Genomic DNA, 19577 nt, shown 5'->3' on the forward strand with positions numbered 1-19577 from the left:
ATTTGTTACTTAACAAGTGTATCGCATTATTTGCTTTATGTCAAGTGTTTTTTATTCCTGACTTTAAACAGAAATAAAACGGAGAAGGAGGGATTCGAACCCTCGCGCCGGTTACCCGACCTATACCCTTAGCAGGGGCACCTCTTCGGCCAACTTGAGTACTTCTCCGAACTAACAATGTCTTGTTTGTTTCGTCCTTTCGCTCAGGACAATATATATATTATCAAAGGTTACTGCTTACGTCAAGCTTTTTTCTAATATATTTTTATATTTTTTATAAACCCTTGTATTTCCAAGTTCTTTCTTATTTTAAATGTTTACCTTAAGTCTATGTTATTACAATAAATCTTCTATTTTATTTTCTTCTTTTTAAAAATAATAAAACAGAGTATTAAGTTTTTCTTCCTTTACACTCTGTTTCTCTTTTTTAATATATATTATTTTTTGCTTACTCTATTTTGCAATAATAATAGCTTGATTACCCATTTGCTCCCAGGCCTTTTCGAAATCTCCTCTATTAGCTTTCTTATTTCTAGTATTTGATAAAGGATCATTAATATAAATATACTGCTCATCAAATCCAGTAACTACTATTGAGTGTAACTTTTTAGTAATCTTTACTATCCCTGTAGGCGTATGCCACATTTCAAATTGATTATCTCCTAATGACTTATATGTTGCATTTGTAATTATCCATACTGGTCTTCCTTGACTTAAAAAATATAATAAATCTTCAAACTCCACCCCTGTTATATCTATTAGATCTTCACCTACATATTTCTTTCCTAGTTCTGCTATTGGTCCGTGATAAACTCCATACCCGTTCTTACCTTTGTTATACATATCGCCAACAAAGCCATCATATGGATTTCCATAATATTTTCTGCCTTCTTTATCTTGACTATATGGTGTTGAGTCTTTTTTCACTTCTTCTGCTAAAGTCATTTTAGATACATTTATCCCATAATACTTTAATAGCATTGCAAGTGAAGTCACTTCACACCCTCTTGGTAGTTCTGGAAGTTGTAACACTAATGGAACTTCTAGTATCTTATTCTCTGTAAGCTTAGCATTTTCTTGCCAAAATGGTTGTTTGCCATCTTTATAATAAATCTTATTATAACCGTTGCGTTTTGCATATTGGTAAGCTTCTTCAAATGTCTTAAAGTCATGTGTAGCATCTTCAGTTAGAATCATAAATGGCTGTAAGTTTACATATACCCACTCATGATTGTATGTATTAATAGCTATACTTCTAGAGATTCTTTTAGCTTTAGCTACTGCTTCTTCTTTTTTATTTGCCACAGCTACAATCTTACCTGATCTTTTTATAACATATTTATAGTCTGATGATGTTTGTTCTATAAAATTAGGCAGAGCAACTGGGTAATTTTTAAATAAATAATACCCTGTCGCTCCACCTATTATTACTAATATTAATAAAATAATACTAGCTTTTTCATTATTCTTCTGTTGTATCAGTAGTTTCTGTTTCATCTTCTACAATATCTTCTTCATCTATTTCTACTGTAGATTCTTCGATACTGTCATCAACGAATTCTTCATCTACTTTTTCAATACAAACAACTTTTACATCATCAGATACATTAATTAATTTAACCCCTTGTGCATTACGTCCAATAGAAGATATTTGAGCTACTTTAATCCGAATAATAACACCTTCAGATGTAATCATTAATAACTCATCTTCATCTTTAACAGCTGTAATTCCAACAATATTACCTGTACGTTCAGTAATCTTGTTAACCTTAATTCCTTTACCTCCACGTTTTTGTGCTCTAAAGGCATCAATTTGAGTTCTCTTACCTAAACCTTTTTCTGTAGCTGTAAGGACTTGCTCACCTTCTTTAGGTACAGTCGCCCCTATAACTTCATCACCTTCGTTAAGACTAATTGCACGTACCCCTCTCGCTGTTCTACCCATTGGTCTAACATCTGTACCTTCAAACATGATACCTTGACCAAATTTAGTAGCAACTAATATAGAATCTCTAGATGTAGTTTTTTGTACATCTACTAACTCATCTTCTTCAGCTAAAGATAATGCAATAAGCCCACCCTTTCTGATGTTTCTAAAGTCTTTAAGTGGAGTTTTCTTAATTTGTCCTTTTTTAGTTACCATAGTTAAGAACATATTCTCTTCAAACTCCTTAATTGGGAATACAGCTGTAATTGTTTCATCTTTATCTAATTCAAGTAAGTTAACAATAGCTGTACCTCTAGCTATTCTACCCGCTTCAGATTCTATATCCTTTAATACGATATGCTTTACCTTTATTAGTGAAGAACATAATATAGTTAAAGTTCGTTGTAACGAAAAGTTGTTTGATAAAGTCATCTTCAATCGTATTAAGACCAATAATACCTTTACCACCTCTATTTTGGTTTTTATAAGTATCAAGAGGGATACGTTTAATATAACCAAGTTGAGTAATAGTAACTACGATATTCTCTTCATCAATTAAATCTTCAATATCATATTCATCTTCATCAATAGTTATATCTGTTCTACGTCCATCACCATATTTTTGTTTAACTTCTGATATCTCATCTTTAATAACACCGAGTAATTTGTATTTACTTCCTAAAATTGATTTTAAGTATTCAATTTTTATCAGTAACTCTTGATATTCTTCCTCAATTTTTTCTCTTTCAAGTCCTGTTAAAGCACGAAGTCTCATTTCAACAATTGCTTGAGCTTGAATCTCTGTTAAATCAATTGCTTCAATAAGTTTTTCTTTAGCTTCTTGAACTGTTTTAGAACTACGAATTAAGGATACGATTAAATCGATTTTATCTAATGCCTTGCGTAAACCTTCTAAGATATGAGCTCTCGCTTCAGCTTTATTAAGATCAAATTGTGTTCTTCTTGTCACAACATCTTCTTGATGTTTGAGATATTGTTCAAGAACCTCTTTCAGGTTAAGTGTTTTAGGTTTATCATCCACAAGTGCAAGCATATTAATGCTAAATGTATCTTGTAATTGTGTATATTTATATAATTGATTGAGGATAACTGTTGGATTTACATCTCTTCTAAGTTCAATAACTATAGAAATACCATTTCTATCAGACTCATCACGAATATCAGTAATACCATCAATTTTTCTCTCTTTTACAAGGTCAGCCATCTTTTCAATTAAAACAGATTTATTAACCATGTATGGGATTTCTGAAACTACAATTCTAGACTTGCCAGCTTGCATAGCTTCAATCTCAGCTTTAGCTTTAACCTTAACTTTTCCTCTACCTGTACGGTAAGCTTGTTCAATTCCATAGCGTCCATAAATTGTTGCACCTGTTGGGAAGTCTGGTCCTTGAATAATTGCCATGAGCTCATCAATATCTGTTTCACGAGCTTCATTTTCTTCATTTTCGCCTCTATAGTTATCAATCATTTTAATTACACCGTTAATAACTTCTGTTAAGTTATGTGGTGGAATATTAGTTGCCATACCTACAGCAATACCTGATGAACCATTTACCAATAGATTTGGGAATCTACATGGAAGAACACAAGGCTCTTTAGATGATTCATCAAAGTTTGGTCTAAAATCAACTGTGTCTTTATCAATATCCGCAAGCATTAATGCTGTCATTTTACTCATTCGAGCTTCTGTATAACGCATTGCGGCAGGACTATCCCCATCGATAGACCCAAAGTTCCCTTGCCCATCTACTAATGGATATCTTGTAGAGAAATCTTGTGCCATACGTACCATAGCACCATAAATAGAAGAGTCACCATGTGGGTGATATTTACCCATTGTATCTCCAACGATACGTGCTGACTTTCTGTATTGTTTATCTGAGCCTAAACCTAGCTCACTCATAGAATATAAAATACGACGATGAACAGGCTTTAAGCCATCTCGTACATCTGGAAGGGCACGAGATACGATTACACTCATAGCGTAATCGATATAGCATGTCTGCATTTCATCATTGATATCTCTATGAATAATTCTGTCATAAGTTACATCATTTGTATCCATTTATTATTCTCCTTGCCCTTTTTATATATCTAAGTAGGTTACTTTATGTGCATGTTCATTAATGAACTCTCTTCTTGGTTCTACATCATCACCCATTAGTTTTGTAAAGATTTCATCTGCTGCTGCTGCATCATCAATATTTACTTTAACAAGTACTCTTGTTTCAGGGTCCATTGTTGTTTCCCAAAGTTGCTCTGCATTCATTTCTCCTAGCCCTTTGTAACGTTGCATACGAGAAACACCTGTTCTACCAATTTCTTCAAGTAATTTTTCTAGTTCTTTATCATTAAATACATAATGTTTCTTTTTATTTTTTTCTACTAAATAGAGTGGTGGTTGAGCAATGTAAACATGATCTTGCTCGATAAGTTCTCTATAGTATCTGTATAAGAATGTAAGTAAAAGTGTTCTGATATGCGCTCCATCGACATCGGCATCGGTCATGAGAATGATTTTACCGTATCTGAGCTTTGAAATATCAAAGTCATCACTAATACCAGCGCCAAAAGCTGTAATCATATTACGAATTTCTTGGTTCTCAAGCATTTTATCAATTCTTACTTTTTCTACGTTAAGTATTTTACCTCTAAGTGGTAAGATTGCTTGTGTTTTTGGTGAACGTGCGCTCTTAGCTGAACCACCTGCAGAATCCCCTTCGACAATGTAAATCTCACATTTAGATGCATCTTTTTCAGAGCAATCTGCAAGTTTACCTGGAAGCGAGTTGCCTTCTAAAGCACTTTTTCTACGTGTAAGCTCTCTCGCTTTACGCGCTGCATCTCTAGCTCTAGCTGCCATGATACCTTTTTGAATAATTACTTTACCTACATTAGGATTTTGTTCTAAGAAGTAAGTAAGTTGATCACCAAATACTGATTGAACAGCCCCTGCTGCTTCACTAGAACCTAATTTTGTTTTTGTTTGTCCTTCAAATTGAGGTTCACTAATCTTAATACTAATAACAGCTGTCATACCTTCTCTGATATCATCACCAGTTAAGTTCTTTTCTGAGTCTTTTAAAAGCCCCATTTTTCTAGCATAATCATTGAGGTTTTTAGTAATTGCTGTTCTAAATCCTGAAAGGTGTGTACCACCTTCGATTGTATTAATGTTATTTACAAAACTAAACACATTTTCAACATAAGTATCATTATGTTGGAATGATACTTCAACTGCTATACCATCTTTTTCTCCTTCACAATAGAAAACTTGATCGTACAACGGTGTCTTGTGTTTGTTAAGTTGCATAACAAACTCTTTAATACCACCTTCGTAGTGAAAAGTTTTATCTTGCTTTTTATCTTCACGTTCATCAACTAATTGAATTTTGAGCGCTTTTGTTAAGAAAGCTGTCTCTTTTAATCTTTGTTCTAAAACTTTATAGTCAAATACAGTTTCTTCGAATATTTCCGCATCTGGTTTAAAGTGAACATATGTTCCCACCTTATCTGTTTCTCCGATTACAGTTAAAGGCTGAACAACTTCTCCTCTTGCAAACTTTTCTTGATGAATCTTACCGTCAGTATAAACTTCTACAGTAAGCCATTCTGAAAGCGCATTTACAACTGATGCCCCTACACCATGTAAACCTCCAGATACTTTATATCCTCCGCCGCCGAATTTACCACCTGCGTGTAAAATAGTAAATACAACTTCTACAGTAGAAATTCCTTTTTGAGGGTGAATTCCTACTGGAATACCACGACCATTATCTAAAACTGATATTGTATTATCTGGGTGTATAGTTACTACGATAGTATCGCAATAACCTGCTAATGCTTCATCTACGGCATTATCTACGATTTCATATACTAGATGGTGAAGACCTTTTACGGAAGTACTACCGATATACATACCAGGCCTTTTTCGTACTGCCTGCAGCCCCTCTAATATTTGTATTTGATTTTCATTGTACGTTGCTGCCATAACTAAGATCTCACTCCTTTAATAATTACTCATAAACATAATAATCCAACTTTTATTATACACCAAAACACTAATTAAAGCAAATTTACTTAATTTTTTAACTATTCCCCATCATCTAGTGTAATTCTTCCAGCTCTTACATTATATAGTTTTCCAATTTTTTGTGTATTCCATACACTTTGTTCAATTCCTGTACAAGTAATTAATGTTTGGATATTTTGTGTATATTTAAATAAATCCCTTTGACGCTTATCATCCAGCTCAGAGAGTACATCATCCAGTAAAAGTATCGGTTCCTCACCTATATACTTTTTCATAATATTTAGTTCTGCCAGCTTCATAGATAGTACTACAGAACGCTGTTGTCCTTGCGATCCATAAGTTTTAACATCCATACCATTAATTAAAAATGTCATATCATCACGGTGTGGACCTATTGATGTATTTTGATATAATAAGTCCTTTTCTCTATTTCTCAGCGTTTTTTCGCCAAAATCTTCCGCCTTTACACTTGGCTCATAAATCACTTGTAATGTTTCTTTATCTCCAGAAATGTCTTTGTGAATCGTGCAAGCGATTTCATTGATTTCTTCAATAAAGGCTTCTCTTTTTTGAATGATAGTTTTAGCATACTCTTCTAATTGCATATCCCAAACATCTAACATGGAGTAATCCTTTGTTTTGAAATATTCTTTTAATGCAAGATTTCTTTGTTTTAAAACTTTATGGTATTGTCTAAGGGCATAATAATACATCTTATCAATTTGACAAAGTTCAATATCAATAAATCGTCTACGTTCTTTAGGGCTATTTTTAATAAGCTGTAAGTCTTCTGGTGAAAACATAACAATATTTAAACAACCAAATAATTCACCCAATCTACTAATAGGCATTTTATTAATAAGTGCAGATTTAGATTTTTGTGTAAGATGAAAATCAATTACATCCTCAACATAATGTTTTTGCACGTTAATTTTTACGTGAGCAACTTCTTGATTCCATCTAATGATTTCTTTTTCTTTGTGTGTACGATGCGATCTAGCAGTAGCGCAAAGATATACCGCTTCTAGTACATTTGTCTTTCCTTGGGCATTATCCCCTCTAAAAATATTTATACCATGATCTAGTTGAATGTTTAACTCATCATAGTTTCTAAAATCACTTAAAGATAGCTCCTTTATATACATAAAGTTCTCCCTCTTGATTAATAAACTTTATAAGTTTCTCCATCAAATTGCACTTCATCACCAGGTCTGATTTTTTTACCTCTTTGTGTGCAGATTTCCCCGTTTACTAAAACAAGTTCTTGAGCAATAAGCATTTTTGCTTCTCCACCTGTCTGTACCATTGAAGCATATTTCATAAGTTGGTCTAATTTAATAAACTCTGTATCAATTTTAATCTCCGTCATTTTAAAATACTCCTTTTCTTTTACGTATATTGTATACAAAACACTAATGAATAAATCGCTCTATGATTCATAATTGAATTTTAGAGCGACTTAATTTTAATTATGCATTTACACGGATTGGTAATATTAAATATTTATAGTGATCGCCTTCTTCTGGCTTAATAATGCATGGTGTTAAAGCTGAAATAAAGTTAATACAAACTTTATCATCATCAATTGCTTTAAGTGAATCAATTAAGTACTTTGGATTGAAAGCAATTGTAATTTCTTTACCTTCAAGTTCTACATCAAGCTCTTCTCTGACTGTTCCAAGTTCTGCGTTAGATGTGATGATAACTTTATCACCGTCCATCTCTAATTTAATAGGATTTTTCTTACCTTCTCTAGAAATAAGTGCAGCACGTTCAATACTCATAAGTAAGTTCTTACGATCTACAACGATTTGTGTTTCATAATCAGAAGAAAATACTTGTTCGTATTTTAAGAATTCTCCCTCAAGTAATCTTGAAACAACTTTACTATCACCTAAATCAAAGAGAACATGTTTGTCTTCAAAGTAGATTGTAACTTGTTCTTCTTCACTAGATAAAATCTTATTAATTTCAACAAGTGTCTTTCCTGGAATGACAACTTCTACATCAGTATTCTCAATTGAGAGTGTTGTTTTTCTATAAGAGATACGGTATCCATCTACAGATACGAGATTTAAACTGTTATCTTTAATTTGTAACATTTCACCTGTAAGAATAGGTCTTGTTTCATCTTGGGCAACAGAGAAAATTGTTTGGCGAATCATGTCTTTTAAAACAAGCTGACTAACTGTACAGGAATTTGTTTTTTCCACAGATGGGAGTCCTGGGAAGTCTTTCCCTGATTGTCCAGCGATTTGGAATTTAGATTTTTCACTAACGATACTTGTCATAAAGTGATCATCTGATGAGATTTCAACGATTTCTCCTGGCATTTTTCTGATGATTTCAGAGAAAATTTTAGCTTCTAAGGCAATATAGCCTTCTATTATAACTTCAGCATCAATAGTGCTTTCAATACCTAGCTCTAAGTTATTTCCTACTAATGTTAATTTATTATTAGATGCTTGTAATAGGATACATTCTAGAATAGGCATTGTTGTTTTTGTTGAACATGCTTTTAGAACTGTATTGATACTATTAAGCAATAAATCTTGTCTGCAATAGATATGCATGTGGATAATCTCCTTTCGAGTAAAACATATACAATAATAATATATTTTATAGTAATGATAGTAATAGATCTTGTGGGTAATGTGGATAACTACGACAACCCCTTGAAGTTGTTAAATAAATACTTGTATATATAGCTGTGGACAAGTTGATGTTTTTCTTTAACTTTATCCACACTATTCACATTAAGGTTAAAGTTAAAGAAAAATCCACAAATAATTCACTTTAAGTTCACAATAATATACACAGGTTATTAAGATGTAATTTTAGCTTCAAGTTCATTTAAAACTTGAGTAAGTTCAATGTCAGTTTGAAGCTCACGAGAAATCTTTTCAAAACCATGAATAATAGTTGTATGATCACGACCACCGAATTTCTCACCAATTTTAGGGAGAGAAAGGTCTGTAAGTTTACGGCAGAGATACATTGCGATTTGACGAGGGTATGCAATGTTACGTGTTCTTTTAGAAGATTGAAGATCTTCAGGTTTAAGATGGAAGTAAGCTGCTACTGTCTCTTGAATATATTCTGCTGTAATTACTTTAGGTTTATCTTTAGAAATAAGGTCTTTAAGTGCTTCATTAGCTAGTTCAACTGTAATTGGTTTATTAGTTAATGAAGAGAATGCAAGGATTCTATTTAAAGCACCTTCAAGTTCCCTAATATTAGAAATAACTGTTTTTGCAATAAATAAAAGTACATCTTCAGGTACTGATAGACTTTCGATTTCAGCTTTTTTGCGTAAAATAGCAATTCTAGTTTCTAAATCTGGGCTTTGAATATCAGCGATAAGTCCCCATTCAAAACGTGAACGTAAACGATCTTCAAGAGTTTGAATTTCCTTAGGTGGACGATCACTTGATATAATAATTTGTTTATTTGCTTCATGCAATTCATTGAAGGTATGGAAAAATTCTTCTTGAGTACGTTCTTTTCCTGCAATGAACTGAATATCATCAATTAATAACACATCGATATTTCTATATTTATTGCGAAAACTTTCATTCTTATCATCACGAATTGAGTTAATAAGTTCATTTGTAAATTTCTCCGATGAGGCATAGATAACCTTTGCATTAGGATTTTGATCCAAAATAAAATGTGCAATAGAATGCATAAGGTGAGTCTTACCAAGACCTACGCCTCCATATAAAAATAGAGGGTTGTAAGCACGGGCAGGTGCTTCCGCAACAGCTAAAGCTGCAGCATGTGCCATGCGATTACTGTTACCTACTACAAAACTATCGAATACATATCTAGGATTAAGATTACTAGGGGTATTTAATGGGTCTTGTACCTGTTCAGTTTTCTTGTTATTTTGCTCTAAATTTGTTTGTTCATTAGGAAGCACAAACTTAATCGTGTACTCTTTGTTTAAAACTTGTAGAGCACTATTACGAATGAGTTCTAGATAACGCGTATTGAGAATTTCTTTAGTAAACTCATTTTTAACATTTAATATTAAGACATTGTCTTGAATATCAAGAATTTGCGTATCTTTAAACCAAGTATTAAAACTAACACTAGATGTTTCTAGTTCGATAATACTAAGAATGGCTTCCCATTGTTTTTCATACACTGATGACATTCTTAATCCTCCTAATTTACGTAAATTTATGCACAGCTTATTCAAGTATTGTCAACATGTGCATAAAATAATCAACATATATCTTGAAAAAGTCAAATTTCCTGGTTGAATAAGTGAATTAGAAACAGGTTGTGGATAAAGTTATTCAACGTAGGAAATCTAAAAAAAATAATAAAAAACAAAAAAAATATATGTTATACACAGGGTTATCAACAAAATGTGAATAACATTACTTAATTAACAACTTATCTACAGATAATCTAATAATATCAAAATACCTGTGGAAAATCAACCTGTCTCTAAAAAATATCCACAGAATTTGTAGTGGATAAAATGTGGATATTTTAGCAGATTGTTTAAAAGAAAAGTAAAATAGAAAGCAATAGATTTAAATATAAATAAAAAGAAAATAGGACTAGCTAAAAATGAGTAAAAAGAGAAAAGATAGGGAATAATAGGGGAAGATAGCGAGAAAAGATACTAAGTTATTATACATTATAATAGGAAGCTTTTTATTTTTTGTGTATAAAATATTATATTTTGAAATGCCATTTCTTTTAAATAGGCAATTTTAGATGCTGCCAGTTTAATTACCAAATATTTATTGGCTGAATATTAAGCGTACATCTTGACGTTAGAAAACAAATCTTTTATACTGATTATAGTGCTTGTTTACATTTCTATAAATGAATGTAAATATTTTTTAATTTGTGTGAGATAGATAATTATCCGTTTGATTATTTATCATTTTAATGTGCATATTGTGTGGTAACTTATCCCAAAAAGGAGGTAACACACAATGAAAATGACTTTCCAACCAAAGAAACGTCAAAGAAGTAAAGAACATGGTTTTCGTAAAAGAATGAGAACTAAAAACGGTAGAGCGGTAATAGCTAGAAGAAGAGCAAAAGGTAGAAAAAAATTAACAGCATAAAACAAGGCCGCTTTTGTGGCCTTGTTTTGCTATAGAAATTTAGGAGCATTTTTTATGAAATATGCAGAATCACTAAAGAAAAACTACGAGTTTAGAGTAGTGTATAGAAGAGGAAAATCTTTTGCTAACAAGTATTTAGTTGTATATAAGTTAAAAAATAATAAATCTGATAACAGACTGGGTATATCGGTTAGTAAAAAAGTTGGGAATAGTGTTGTACGTAGCCGTACAACTAGACTCATTAGAGAAAGTTATAGATTAAATGAAGAATATATCGAAAAACAAGGCTGGGATTTTGTTATTGTAGCAAGATCTAATGCTAATGGAGCGTCCTATCAGGATATTTCTTCCGCACTTATTCATTTGTTGAAACAACATAGGGTATATGGCAAACAAGAAGATTTATAATAGATTTATAAAAATAGGCTATAATTGCTACAAAAGGGAGGGTGAAGATGAAGAATTTACCTAAGAAAGTAGCACTTTTACTTATTAGATTTTACCAAAAAGGAATATCCCCCATGTTAGGAGGGAATTGTAGATTCTATCCAACATGTTCACAATATACTTACGAAGCAATACAAATTCATGGTTTTATAAAGGGAACATTTCTAGGAATAAAAAGGATTCTTAAATGCCAACCACTTCATCCTGTAATGTATGATCCAGTACCAGAGAAGAAAGTGAAGTTGAGTAAAAAGTAACCTTAATGTTAAAGACGACATGAATGTTGTTAAGAAAAAATTAGGAGGAAACGAATGAGTCTAATTAATCAATTTTTTGGGGCAATACTTAATGTAATTTTTGAAGGGGTAACCCTTATATCTCCAGAAGCAGCGCTTGGGATTTCAATTATTTTATTTACATTAGTAGCACGTGTTTTAATGACACCTTTACAATTGTCTTCACAAAGAACAAGTAGGGGCATGAGTAAAATTCAGCCTGAAATGCAAAGAATTCAAAACAAGTATAAAGATAAAAAGGATCAACAATCTCAAATGCAGATGAGTCAAGAGATGCAAGTTTTATATAAAAAGTATAAAATTAATCCTTTTGCTGGATGTTTACCATTATTAATCCAATTTCCATTAATTATTGCGTTATTTAATGTACTTCGTACACCAGCGCAATATATTAATAAATTAACAAATGTATATCATCAAATGGCTGAGATTGTTACTATTAATATTGCGAACTATCAAAGTTTATTACAACCATTTGCAGATTCAGTATATGTAAATTCTCGTCAACAATATGATTTATCACAAGTTGATGGCGTATCTCAATTTTTAAGCCATTTAACAACAACACAATGGAATGAATTTTTACAAAGCGCTGGCAATGTACCAGGTTTAGATCAAATTTTCCAATTAAAACACAGCTATGAGACATTTTTAACAATGAACGTAGTAGATACACCTAAGTTACTTATAAGTTCAGGAATGTGGTTAGCAATCCTCGTGCCTATTATTGCAGGTGCATCAACATATATTTTCTCTAAGATTACAATGTCAGCAAATGGTGCAGTACAAAGCACTGCATCAAGTGAACAAAATCCTGCTGAATCTATGATGAAAACAATGAATATTGTAATGCCTGTTATGACAGCATTCATGTCTTACACTATGCCAATCGGTTTAGCACTTTATTGGATTTCTGGTAACGTAATTATGATGGGGCAACAGTGGGTTGTAAACAAAATGCTTGCTAAGCAAGATGAAAAAATGGAAGCACAACTTAAAAAAGATCGTGAAGAAGCTAGTAAGAATGGACGGGTTACTACTAGAAAAGTAAGAAAAAGAGTACCAGTCCAAAAAACTGATAATACTGATCAAGACAACCTAAAATAGCAGTAAAGTGAAGTGGTAAAAGTAAGCCAGTAAATTTACAAAGGTTGGGGGTATAAACATGAGAAGTGTTGAAAAAGTAGGTAAAACTGTTAATGACGCTGTAACAGAAGCGTTAATAGAGTTAGGTGCTAGTACAGAGGAAGTAGATATCGAGATTATTACTAAAGGCTCAAAGGGGTTATTAGGATTTGGTGCAAGAGACGCTAAAGTTAGAGTAACACTTAAGGCACCAGCAGAAGTTGAACCACAAATTGAAGTGATATCTGAAGTTAAAGAAGATGTTAAAGTTGCTAATGCAAATAAAGAAACTGAAACGGTGGCACCACCAAAATCAAGCAAAGTTAAAAATAAAGAGAAAAAGGATTCAGAAGATGCTGTAGTAGTGACTAGAGATGAATTAGCACATGTACAAGCATTAGCAGAAGAGTTTTTATATAAGCTTTTAAGAGAGATGAATATTGAAGCAACTGTTAAGTCTGAAGTAGTTAATAACAATAGATTAAGCATAGGCTTTGAAGGTAAAAGTATGGGTGTTGTTATTGGTAAACGAGGCGAGACATTAGATGCGATTCAATATATTGTTAACATTGTTGCAAACAAAGGTCGTACAGAATATGTTAAAATTATGTTAGACACAGAAAACTATAGAGCAAGAAGAGAGGAAACTCTTAAGAAACTTGCTTATAAGTTAAGTAAAAAAGCTCAACAAAGTAAAAAGCCAATTATATTAGAACCAATGAATCCATATGATAGAAGAATTATTCATTCAGCTTTGCAGGATAGTAAAATTGTAAAAACACATAGTGAAGGTAAAGAACCATTTAGAAGAGTGGTTATTACACCAAACTATCAAAATAAATCATACAGATAAACCCAGTTCTATACTGGGTTTTTTATTTAGAAAGGACTTAAAATTTATGTTATTTGAAGATACTATAGCAGCTATATCTACACCTGTGGGCATAGGTGGCATTGGAATTATTAGAGTAAGTGGGAATGATGCAGTAAGTATAGTTGATAAAATTTTTAGAGCGGCAAATAAAAAATCACTAGCTGACGTAGATTCCCATACAATTAACTATGGACATATCGTTAATAAAGATGGTAAGGTTTTAGATGAAGTTTTAGTTATGCTCATGAAGGGGCCTAGAACTTTTACAAGAGAAGATGTTGTTGAAATTAACTGTCATGGAGGCCCAGTGCCACTTAATGCTGTTCTTATGGAAGTAATCAGCGTAGGTGCTAGAATTGCAGATAGTGGAGAATTTACAAAGCGTGCATTCTTAAATGGACGTATTGACCTTGCTCAAGTAGAAGCGATTATGGACGTTATTGAGGCTAAAACAGAGTTATCATTATCACAAGCTATTGGTCAATTAGAGGGTAACTTATCTAAAAGCATTAAAGAATACCAAGACTTATTAATCCAAATTATTGCACGTATTGAAGTTTCTATTGATTATCCAGAATATGATCAAGATGAACCTATCACAGAAGAATTTGATCAGGAGCTTGAAGAGCTTCTTACAAAACTTCAAAGACTGTTAAAAACAGCAGACACAGGTAAGATGATTCGTGAGGGTGTTAAAACTGCTATTGTAGGTAGACCTAACGTTGGTAAATCATCATTACTTAATGCATTATTAGAAGAAAATAAGGCAATTGTTACAGATATCCCAGGAACAACAAGAGACGTTGTAGAAGCTTACCTTAATGTAGATGGAATCCCATTCCAATTATTAGATACAGCAGGAATTCGTGAAACTGATGATGTTGTAGAACGTATTGGGGTAGAGAAATCAAAGACATCTATTGAAGAAGCGGATCTTGTATTAATGTTAGTGGATAGTAATGCAGGTTTATTAGAAAAAGATTTAGAGATTTTAGAGCAAATTAAAGATAAAAGAGTTATCTATGTTCTTAATAAAATTGACTTAGATAATAATATTACAGAGGAAATGTTCAAAGAACACTTTAGTAACGGAACAGTTGCGCGTATTTCAGCTAAAGAACAAAGTGGCTTAAATGAATTACGTACAGAAATGAAAAACTTTGTAATTAAAGGCAATACTTCAATTAGTAACGAAGCAACTATTTCTAACCAAAGACAAAAACAAGCTCTTATCAATGCAATTAAGAGTTTAGAGAAGGTATTAGATGCAATTGCTTGTGGATTACCAGAAGATTGCTTAGCAATAGATTTACATGATGCCTATGGACATTTAGGCATGATTGTAGGAGAATCATTAAAGGAAGAAATTATTGATCAGTTATTCAGTAGATTTTGTTTAGGAAAGTAGGAGAAGAAAATGACTTATATTGCAGAAACGATAGACGTTGCAGTTATAGGTGGAGGACATGCTGGTTGTGAAGCAGCACTTGCTACAGCTCGCATGGGTCATAAAACATCTATGTTTACAATGTCATTAGATAGTATTGCAATGATGCCATGTAACCCTAATGTAGGGGGAACATCAAAAGGACATCTTGTAAGAGAAATTGACGCACTTGGCGGAGAAATGGGAAAAAATATTGATAAAACGTATATCCAATCTCGTATGTTAAATACAGCTAAAGGCCCAGCTGTTCACTCATTACGAGCACAAGCTGATAAAGTGAAATATAGCCATAAAATGAAAGAAGTACTTGAGCAAACAGAAAACTTAAGTATTAGACAACAAGAAATCGTAGAAGTTCAAGTTGAAGATGGCAAAGTAAAAGCTGTTGTTACAAGTACAGGAGCAGTATATCCATGTAAAGTAGTAGTACTTGCTGGAGGAACTTATGTACGTTCAAGATGTCTTACAGGTGAGCATATTGAGCATACAGGACCTAATGGACTTAAGACATCAAATACACTTAGTGATAGCTTAAAAGCGCTAGGAATCGAACTCAGACGTTTTAAAACAGGTACACCAGCCAGAGTAGATGCAAGAACAGTAGATTTCTCTGTAATGGAACCTCAACATGGAGATAAACGTATCGTACCATTCTCTTTCGAAAATAAAGAAGATGATATTAAACGAGACCAATATCCTTGTTATTTAACTTATACAAATGAAAAAACACATCAAATCATTCGTGATAACTTACATCGTTCACCAATGTATTCTGGTGTAATCGAAGGTGTTGGACCAAGATATTGTCCATCAATCGAAGATAAAGTAGTAAGATTTGCAGATAAAGAAAGACATCAAGTATTTATTGAGCCAGAAGGTGAAAATACTACAGAGATGTATGTTCAAGGTATGAGTTCTTCATTACCAGAAGAAGTACAGTTAGAAATGCTTCGTTCTATTAAAGGATTAGAGAATGTACAAGTAATGAGAACAGGTTATGCAATTGAATACGATTGTATCAATCCAATGCAATTAAAACACTCATTAGAGTTAAAAAATATTGAAGGTTTCTTCAGTGCTGGGCAAATGAACGGAAGTTCAGGATATGAAGAAGCTGCAGCTCAAGGATTAGTAGCTGGTATCAATGCGGCGCTTAAAGTTGAAGGTAGAGAACCTATGATTATTGACCGTTCAGAAGGTTATGTAGGGGTTTTAATTGATGATTTAGTAACTAAAGAAACAAGAGAACCTTACCGCATGATGACTTCTAGAGCTGAATATAGACTTCTTTTAAGACAAGATAATGCGGACCTTAGACTTACACAAAAAGGTTATGAAGCAGGACTTATCAAAGAAGAAAGATATGTGAAATTTGTAGAAAAAAGAGCAGCTATTGAAGCTGAACTTGAAAGATTAAAAACAGTATTCGTAGGAACAAGTGAAAAAGTACAAGCTATTTTAGAAGCTAAAGGTAGTACATTACTTCGCTCAGGCATTTCTTTAAGTGAAATCCTAAAAAGACCAGAGCTTGAATACGATGATTTCAAAGAAGTAGATACAGATAGACCAGAACTTCCATTAGAAGTTATAGAACAAGTTATGATTGAGCTTCGTTATGAAGGATATATCGTAAGACAACAACGTCAAGTAGAACAATTTAAACGTCTTGAACGTCGTTTAATTCCAAAAGATATTAACTATGATGATGTTTACAGCTTAAGAATTGAAGCAAAACAAAAACTTGAACAAGTAAGACCTATTTCAATTGGTCAAGCTTCTCGTATTTCAGGGGTTTCACCAGCTGATATTTCTATGTTATTAGTATATTTAGAACAAAAAGGTCGTATGGAAAAAGCTCAAAATGATGAAAAAGAGGAATGTTAATGGATCAAAGAGAGTTATTAGTTAATGGTGCAAGAGAGCTTGACATAGAGCTTTCAGAAAGACAAGTAGAGCAGTTTATGATGTATAAGGCACTTTTACAAGAGTGGAACGAGAAAATGAATTTAACAGCTATTACAGAGGATATAGAAGTTATTACAAAACATTTCTTAGATTGTATGACAGTAAATAATGCTTTAGATATGAATGAAAAAAGAACTGTAATTGATATTGGAACAGGAGCTGGATTCCCTGGTCTTGTAATGAAAATTGCCTTTCCAAATTTAAAAGTAACTTTAGTAGATGCATTAAAGAAAAGATTAGTTTTTTTAGAAGAAGTAATTTCTAAATTAGAACTTACAGATATTGAATGTATTCATTCTAGAGCAGAAGACTTAGGAAAAAATAAATCTTATAGAGAAGGCTTTGATATTTGTGCATCTAGAGCCGTAGCCAACTTAGCTGTACTTAGTGAATATACATTACCATTTGTTAAAGTAGATGGCTATTTAATTGCTTTAAAAGGACAAAAATTAGATGAAGAATTAGAGCAAGGTAAAAAAGCCATTAAGATTTTAGGTGGTCAGTTAGATGAAGTTGTAGATGCGAAGGTACCATTTACAGAGTTAAATCATAAAATTGCTAAGATCAAAAAGGTAAAACCAACTGCTAGTAAATATCCAAGGAAAGCAGGAGAGCCAACAAAAGCACCGTTAGGTGTGGAAAAGTAGAATTAAAAAGAGGAGTTATCAGATAAAGTTGTTGATAGCTCCTCTTTTTATCCAAATATTGTGGATAAGTAAAAAATGTAATTAGAAAAAGAAAATATGATTTAGATTACAATGATAAAATTTATAAGATGAGTTATCCACATATAGGAATAGATAATAACATTATTGTGGAAAAGAAATACTGTCAGATTGATTTAAATGAAAATTAGTAAATAGATTTTAAAGGCTATTAGGTAAATAAATCAAAGTAGTAAAAGTAATTTAGTAGCTGAAAAAGAGTAAAAAAGGAGTATTTTTAGAAAAAAACTGTCTAGATAATTAAAAAATTCAAAAAATTTAAAACTGCGACCTCGCTTCGCGAGGTAATAAAATATGTTAGAATAATAAAAGTATAAATAAACTAAAAAAAGATTAGTAAAAATAGTGCACAGCGCTTGGAGGGAGCTGGGGATTACTCTCCCCGTAAGTACATATAAAATAATATGAAATTAAAAAGGAAAATATAAGTCTGAGCTTGTGGATAAAAAATTAATGAGATAGGGTAAGAAAGAAAAGTGGGTAAATAAAAAGTTTTTAAAAGTAAAAAATGATATCCACAGAATTAACAGGTAATACACAGATTCTGTTTATTTCTTTTTATATGTGGATAGTTTAGGGAGAATCTTGAATGATTTTGTATGAATATAGTTTTTAAAGGTAAAATATGCTATACTGATAAGTAGCGAAACGTTATTTTAGAGGGGAGCAGAATAAATGCAAAAAGATTTAAAGATAGAAAATGTTGCTGTAGATCGTGTTAGACCAAATCCTTATCAGCCTAGAAAGGTTTTTTCTGATGCTGCTCTACAAGAGCTTGCAAATTCTATTTTAGAACATGGATTAATGCAACCTATTACTGTGAGAATGGTTGGAGATTCATATGAACTTATTGCAGGTGAAAGAAGATTAAAAGCTTCTAAATTAGCAGGTCTTCAAACAATTCCAGCAGTTATAGTTGAAGTGAATACCAAAGACAGTGCAGTACTAGCCCTTATTGAAAACTTGCAACGTGAAAACTTAAACTTTTTAGAAGAAAGTCAAGCATATCATACGATTATGCAGGACTATGGATATACACAACAAGAGTTAGCTAATACATTAGGTAAGAATCAATCAACAGTTGCTAATAAATTAAGAGTTTTAAAGTTATCATCAACAATCCAAAAACTTTTAATTGAAAATAACTTAACTGAAAGACATGCGAGAGCATTATTAAAATTACCAGATGAGAAATTCCAATTAGTAGCACTTGAAAAAATTATTAAACAAGAGCTTAATGTAAAAAAATCAGAGCAACTTATTGAACAAATGTTAGTGGATATTACAAGAGAAAATATGATTCAGCATAAAGCAAATCAAAAGGTTAAATCATATGTTAAGGACATGAGACTTGTAACAAATACAATTACACAAGCAGTAAACATGATCCAAAAAGCTGGTGTAGATGCGAAATACACTATGAAAGAACAAGAAGATGGATATGAAATAAGAATTAAAATTCCTATTAATTAATTATAAAAAAAGTAAGGGATTGTTTAGAAAGGCAGCTACTCATATTTAAGTAGCTGCTTTTTAAAGGAATAAGTTATCTATCTTTAGCATTGCCTCATTTTAAAAATATAAAAATAAGGCAATGCTAAAGATAGATAACTATGTTCTT

The 19577-nt window shown here is 32.2% G+C and carries 15 protein-coding genes, 1 tRNA gene and 1 pseudogene; 9 read left to right on the forward strand and 8 right to left on the reverse strand.

The window, feature by feature from the left end:
* Positions 1 to 79 precede the first annotated feature (79 nt).
* From JCM14822_RS15270 to dnaA, 8 genes and pseudogenes are all read right to left on the reverse strand, one after another.
* Positions 80 to 168 (reverse strand) — tRNA-Ser (locus JCM14822_RS15270).
* A gap of 285 nt (positions 169 to 453) precedes the next feature.
* Positions 454 to 1497 (reverse strand): C39 family peptidase, encoded by a 1044-nt coding sequence (locus JCM14822_RS15275; RefSeq protein WP_054743203.1) that lies wholly within the window; start codon positions 1495 to 1497, stop codon positions 454 to 456.
* A pseudogene (gene gyrA, locus JCM14822_RS15280) lies at positions 1463 to 4016 on the reverse strand (DNA gyrase subunit A). The gene JCM14822_RS15275 and the pseudogene gyrA overlap by 35 nt, the downstream one beginning before the upstream one ends.
* A 21-nt stretch (positions 4017 to 4037) precedes the next feature.
* Entirely contained in the window at positions 4038 to 5942 is a 1905-nt protein-coding gene (gene gyrB, locus JCM14822_RS15285) for a DNA topoisomerase (ATP-hydrolyzing) subunit B (protein ID WP_054743204.1), read from the reverse strand.
* Between the two features lie 101 nt (positions 5943 to 6043).
* On the reverse strand, positions 6044 to 7129 hold the full coding sequence (gene recF / locus JCM14822_RS15290; RefSeq protein ID WP_054743205.1) for a DNA replication/repair protein RecF: 1086 nt from the start codon (positions 7127 to 7129) through the stop codon (positions 6044 to 6046).
* A 17-nt stretch (positions 7130 to 7146) separates the two neighbouring features.
* Entirely contained in the window at positions 7147 to 7353 is a 207-nt protein-coding gene (gene yaaA, locus JCM14822_RS15295; protein ID WP_054743206.1) for a S4 domain-containing protein YaaA, read from the reverse strand.
* Positions 7354 to 7453: 100 nt separating this feature from the next.
* Positions 7454 to 8557 (reverse strand): DNA polymerase III subunit beta, encoded by a 1104-nt coding sequence (dnaN, locus tag JCM14822_RS15300; protein WP_054743207.1) that lies wholly within the window; start codon positions 8555 to 8557, stop codon positions 7454 to 7456.
* A 251-nt stretch (positions 8558 to 8808) separates the two neighbouring features.
* Positions 8809 to 10143, reverse strand: a complete 1335-nt coding sequence (gene dnaA / locus JCM14822_RS15305; RefSeq protein ID WP_054743208.1) for a chromosomal replication initiator protein DnaA — start codon at positions 10141 to 10143, stop codon at positions 8809 to 8811.
* A 799-nt stretch (positions 10144 to 10942) separates the two neighbouring features.
* Between dnaA and rpmH the strand changes: the two genes are divergently transcribed.
* The 9 genes from rpmH (at position 10943) to noc (ending at position 19429) form a co-directional block, all read left to right on the forward strand.
* Complete coding sequence (gene rpmH, locus JCM14822_RS15310; RefSeq protein WP_054743209.1) at positions 10943 to 11077, forward strand: 50S ribosomal protein L34; 135 nt, start codon at positions 10943 to 10945, stop codon at positions 11075 to 11077.
* A 54-nt stretch (positions 11078 to 11131) separates the two neighbouring features.
* On the forward strand, positions 11132 to 11485 hold the full coding sequence (rnpA, locus tag JCM14822_RS15315) for a ribonuclease P protein component (protein WP_054743210.1): 354 nt from the start codon (positions 11132 to 11134) through the stop codon (positions 11483 to 11485).
* 47 nt (positions 11486 to 11532) lie between these two features.
* Positions 11533 to 11781, forward strand: a complete 249-nt coding sequence (yidD, locus tag JCM14822_RS15320; protein WP_054743211.1) for a membrane protein insertion efficiency factor YidD — start codon at positions 11533 to 11535, stop codon at positions 11779 to 11781.
* Positions 11782 to 11835: 54 nt separating this feature from the next.
* Complete coding sequence (locus tag JCM14822_RS15325; protein WP_054743212.1) at positions 11836 to 12927, forward strand: YidC/Oxa1 family membrane protein insertase; 1092 nt, start codon at positions 11836 to 11838, stop codon at positions 12925 to 12927.
* A gap of 58 nt (positions 12928 to 12985) precedes the next feature.
* Positions 12986 to 13798: an RNA-binding cell elongation regulator Jag/EloR gene (jag, locus tag JCM14822_RS15330; RefSeq protein ID WP_054743213.1), complete on the forward strand. Its 813-nt coding sequence runs from the start codon at positions 12986 to 12988 to the stop codon at positions 13796 to 13798.
* A gap of 46 nt (positions 13799 to 13844) precedes the next feature.
* Positions 13845 to 15227: a tRNA uridine-5-carboxymethylaminomethyl(34) synthesis GTPase MnmE gene (mnmE, locus tag JCM14822_RS15335; RefSeq protein ID WP_054743214.1), complete on the forward strand. Its 1383-nt coding sequence runs from the start codon at positions 13845 to 13847 to the stop codon at positions 15225 to 15227.
* Positions 15228 to 15236: 9 nt separating this feature from the next.
* A complete protein-coding gene (gene mnmG, locus JCM14822_RS15340; RefSeq protein WP_054743215.1) occupies positions 15237 to 17150 on the forward strand; it encodes a tRNA uridine-5-carboxymethylaminomethyl(34) synthesis enzyme MnmG in 1914 nt (637 codons plus the stop codon).
* The gene (rsmG, locus tag JCM14822_RS15345; protein WP_054743216.1) at positions 17150 to 17878 is read left to right on the forward strand and encodes a 16S rRNA (guanine(527)-N(7))-methyltransferase RsmG; all 729 of its coding nucleotides are present in this window, start codon (positions 17150 to 17152) and stop codon (positions 17876 to 17878) included. Before mnmG ends, rsmG begins: the two co-directional genes overlap by 1 nt.
* Before the next feature lie 753 nt (positions 17879 to 18631).
* The gene (gene noc / locus JCM14822_RS15350; protein ID WP_054743217.1) at positions 18632 to 19429 is read left to right on the forward strand and encodes a nucleoid occlusion protein; all 798 of its coding nucleotides are present in this window, start codon (positions 18632 to 18634) and stop codon (positions 19427 to 19429) included.
* Positions 19430 to 19577 lie beyond the last annotated feature (148 nt).

The organism is Cellulosilyticum ruminicola JCM 14822, from assembly GCF_001311925.1.
Taxonomy (GTDB): domain Bacteria; phylum Bacillota; class Clostridia; order Lachnospirales; family Cellulosilyticaceae; genus Cellulosilyticum; species Cellulosilyticum ruminicola.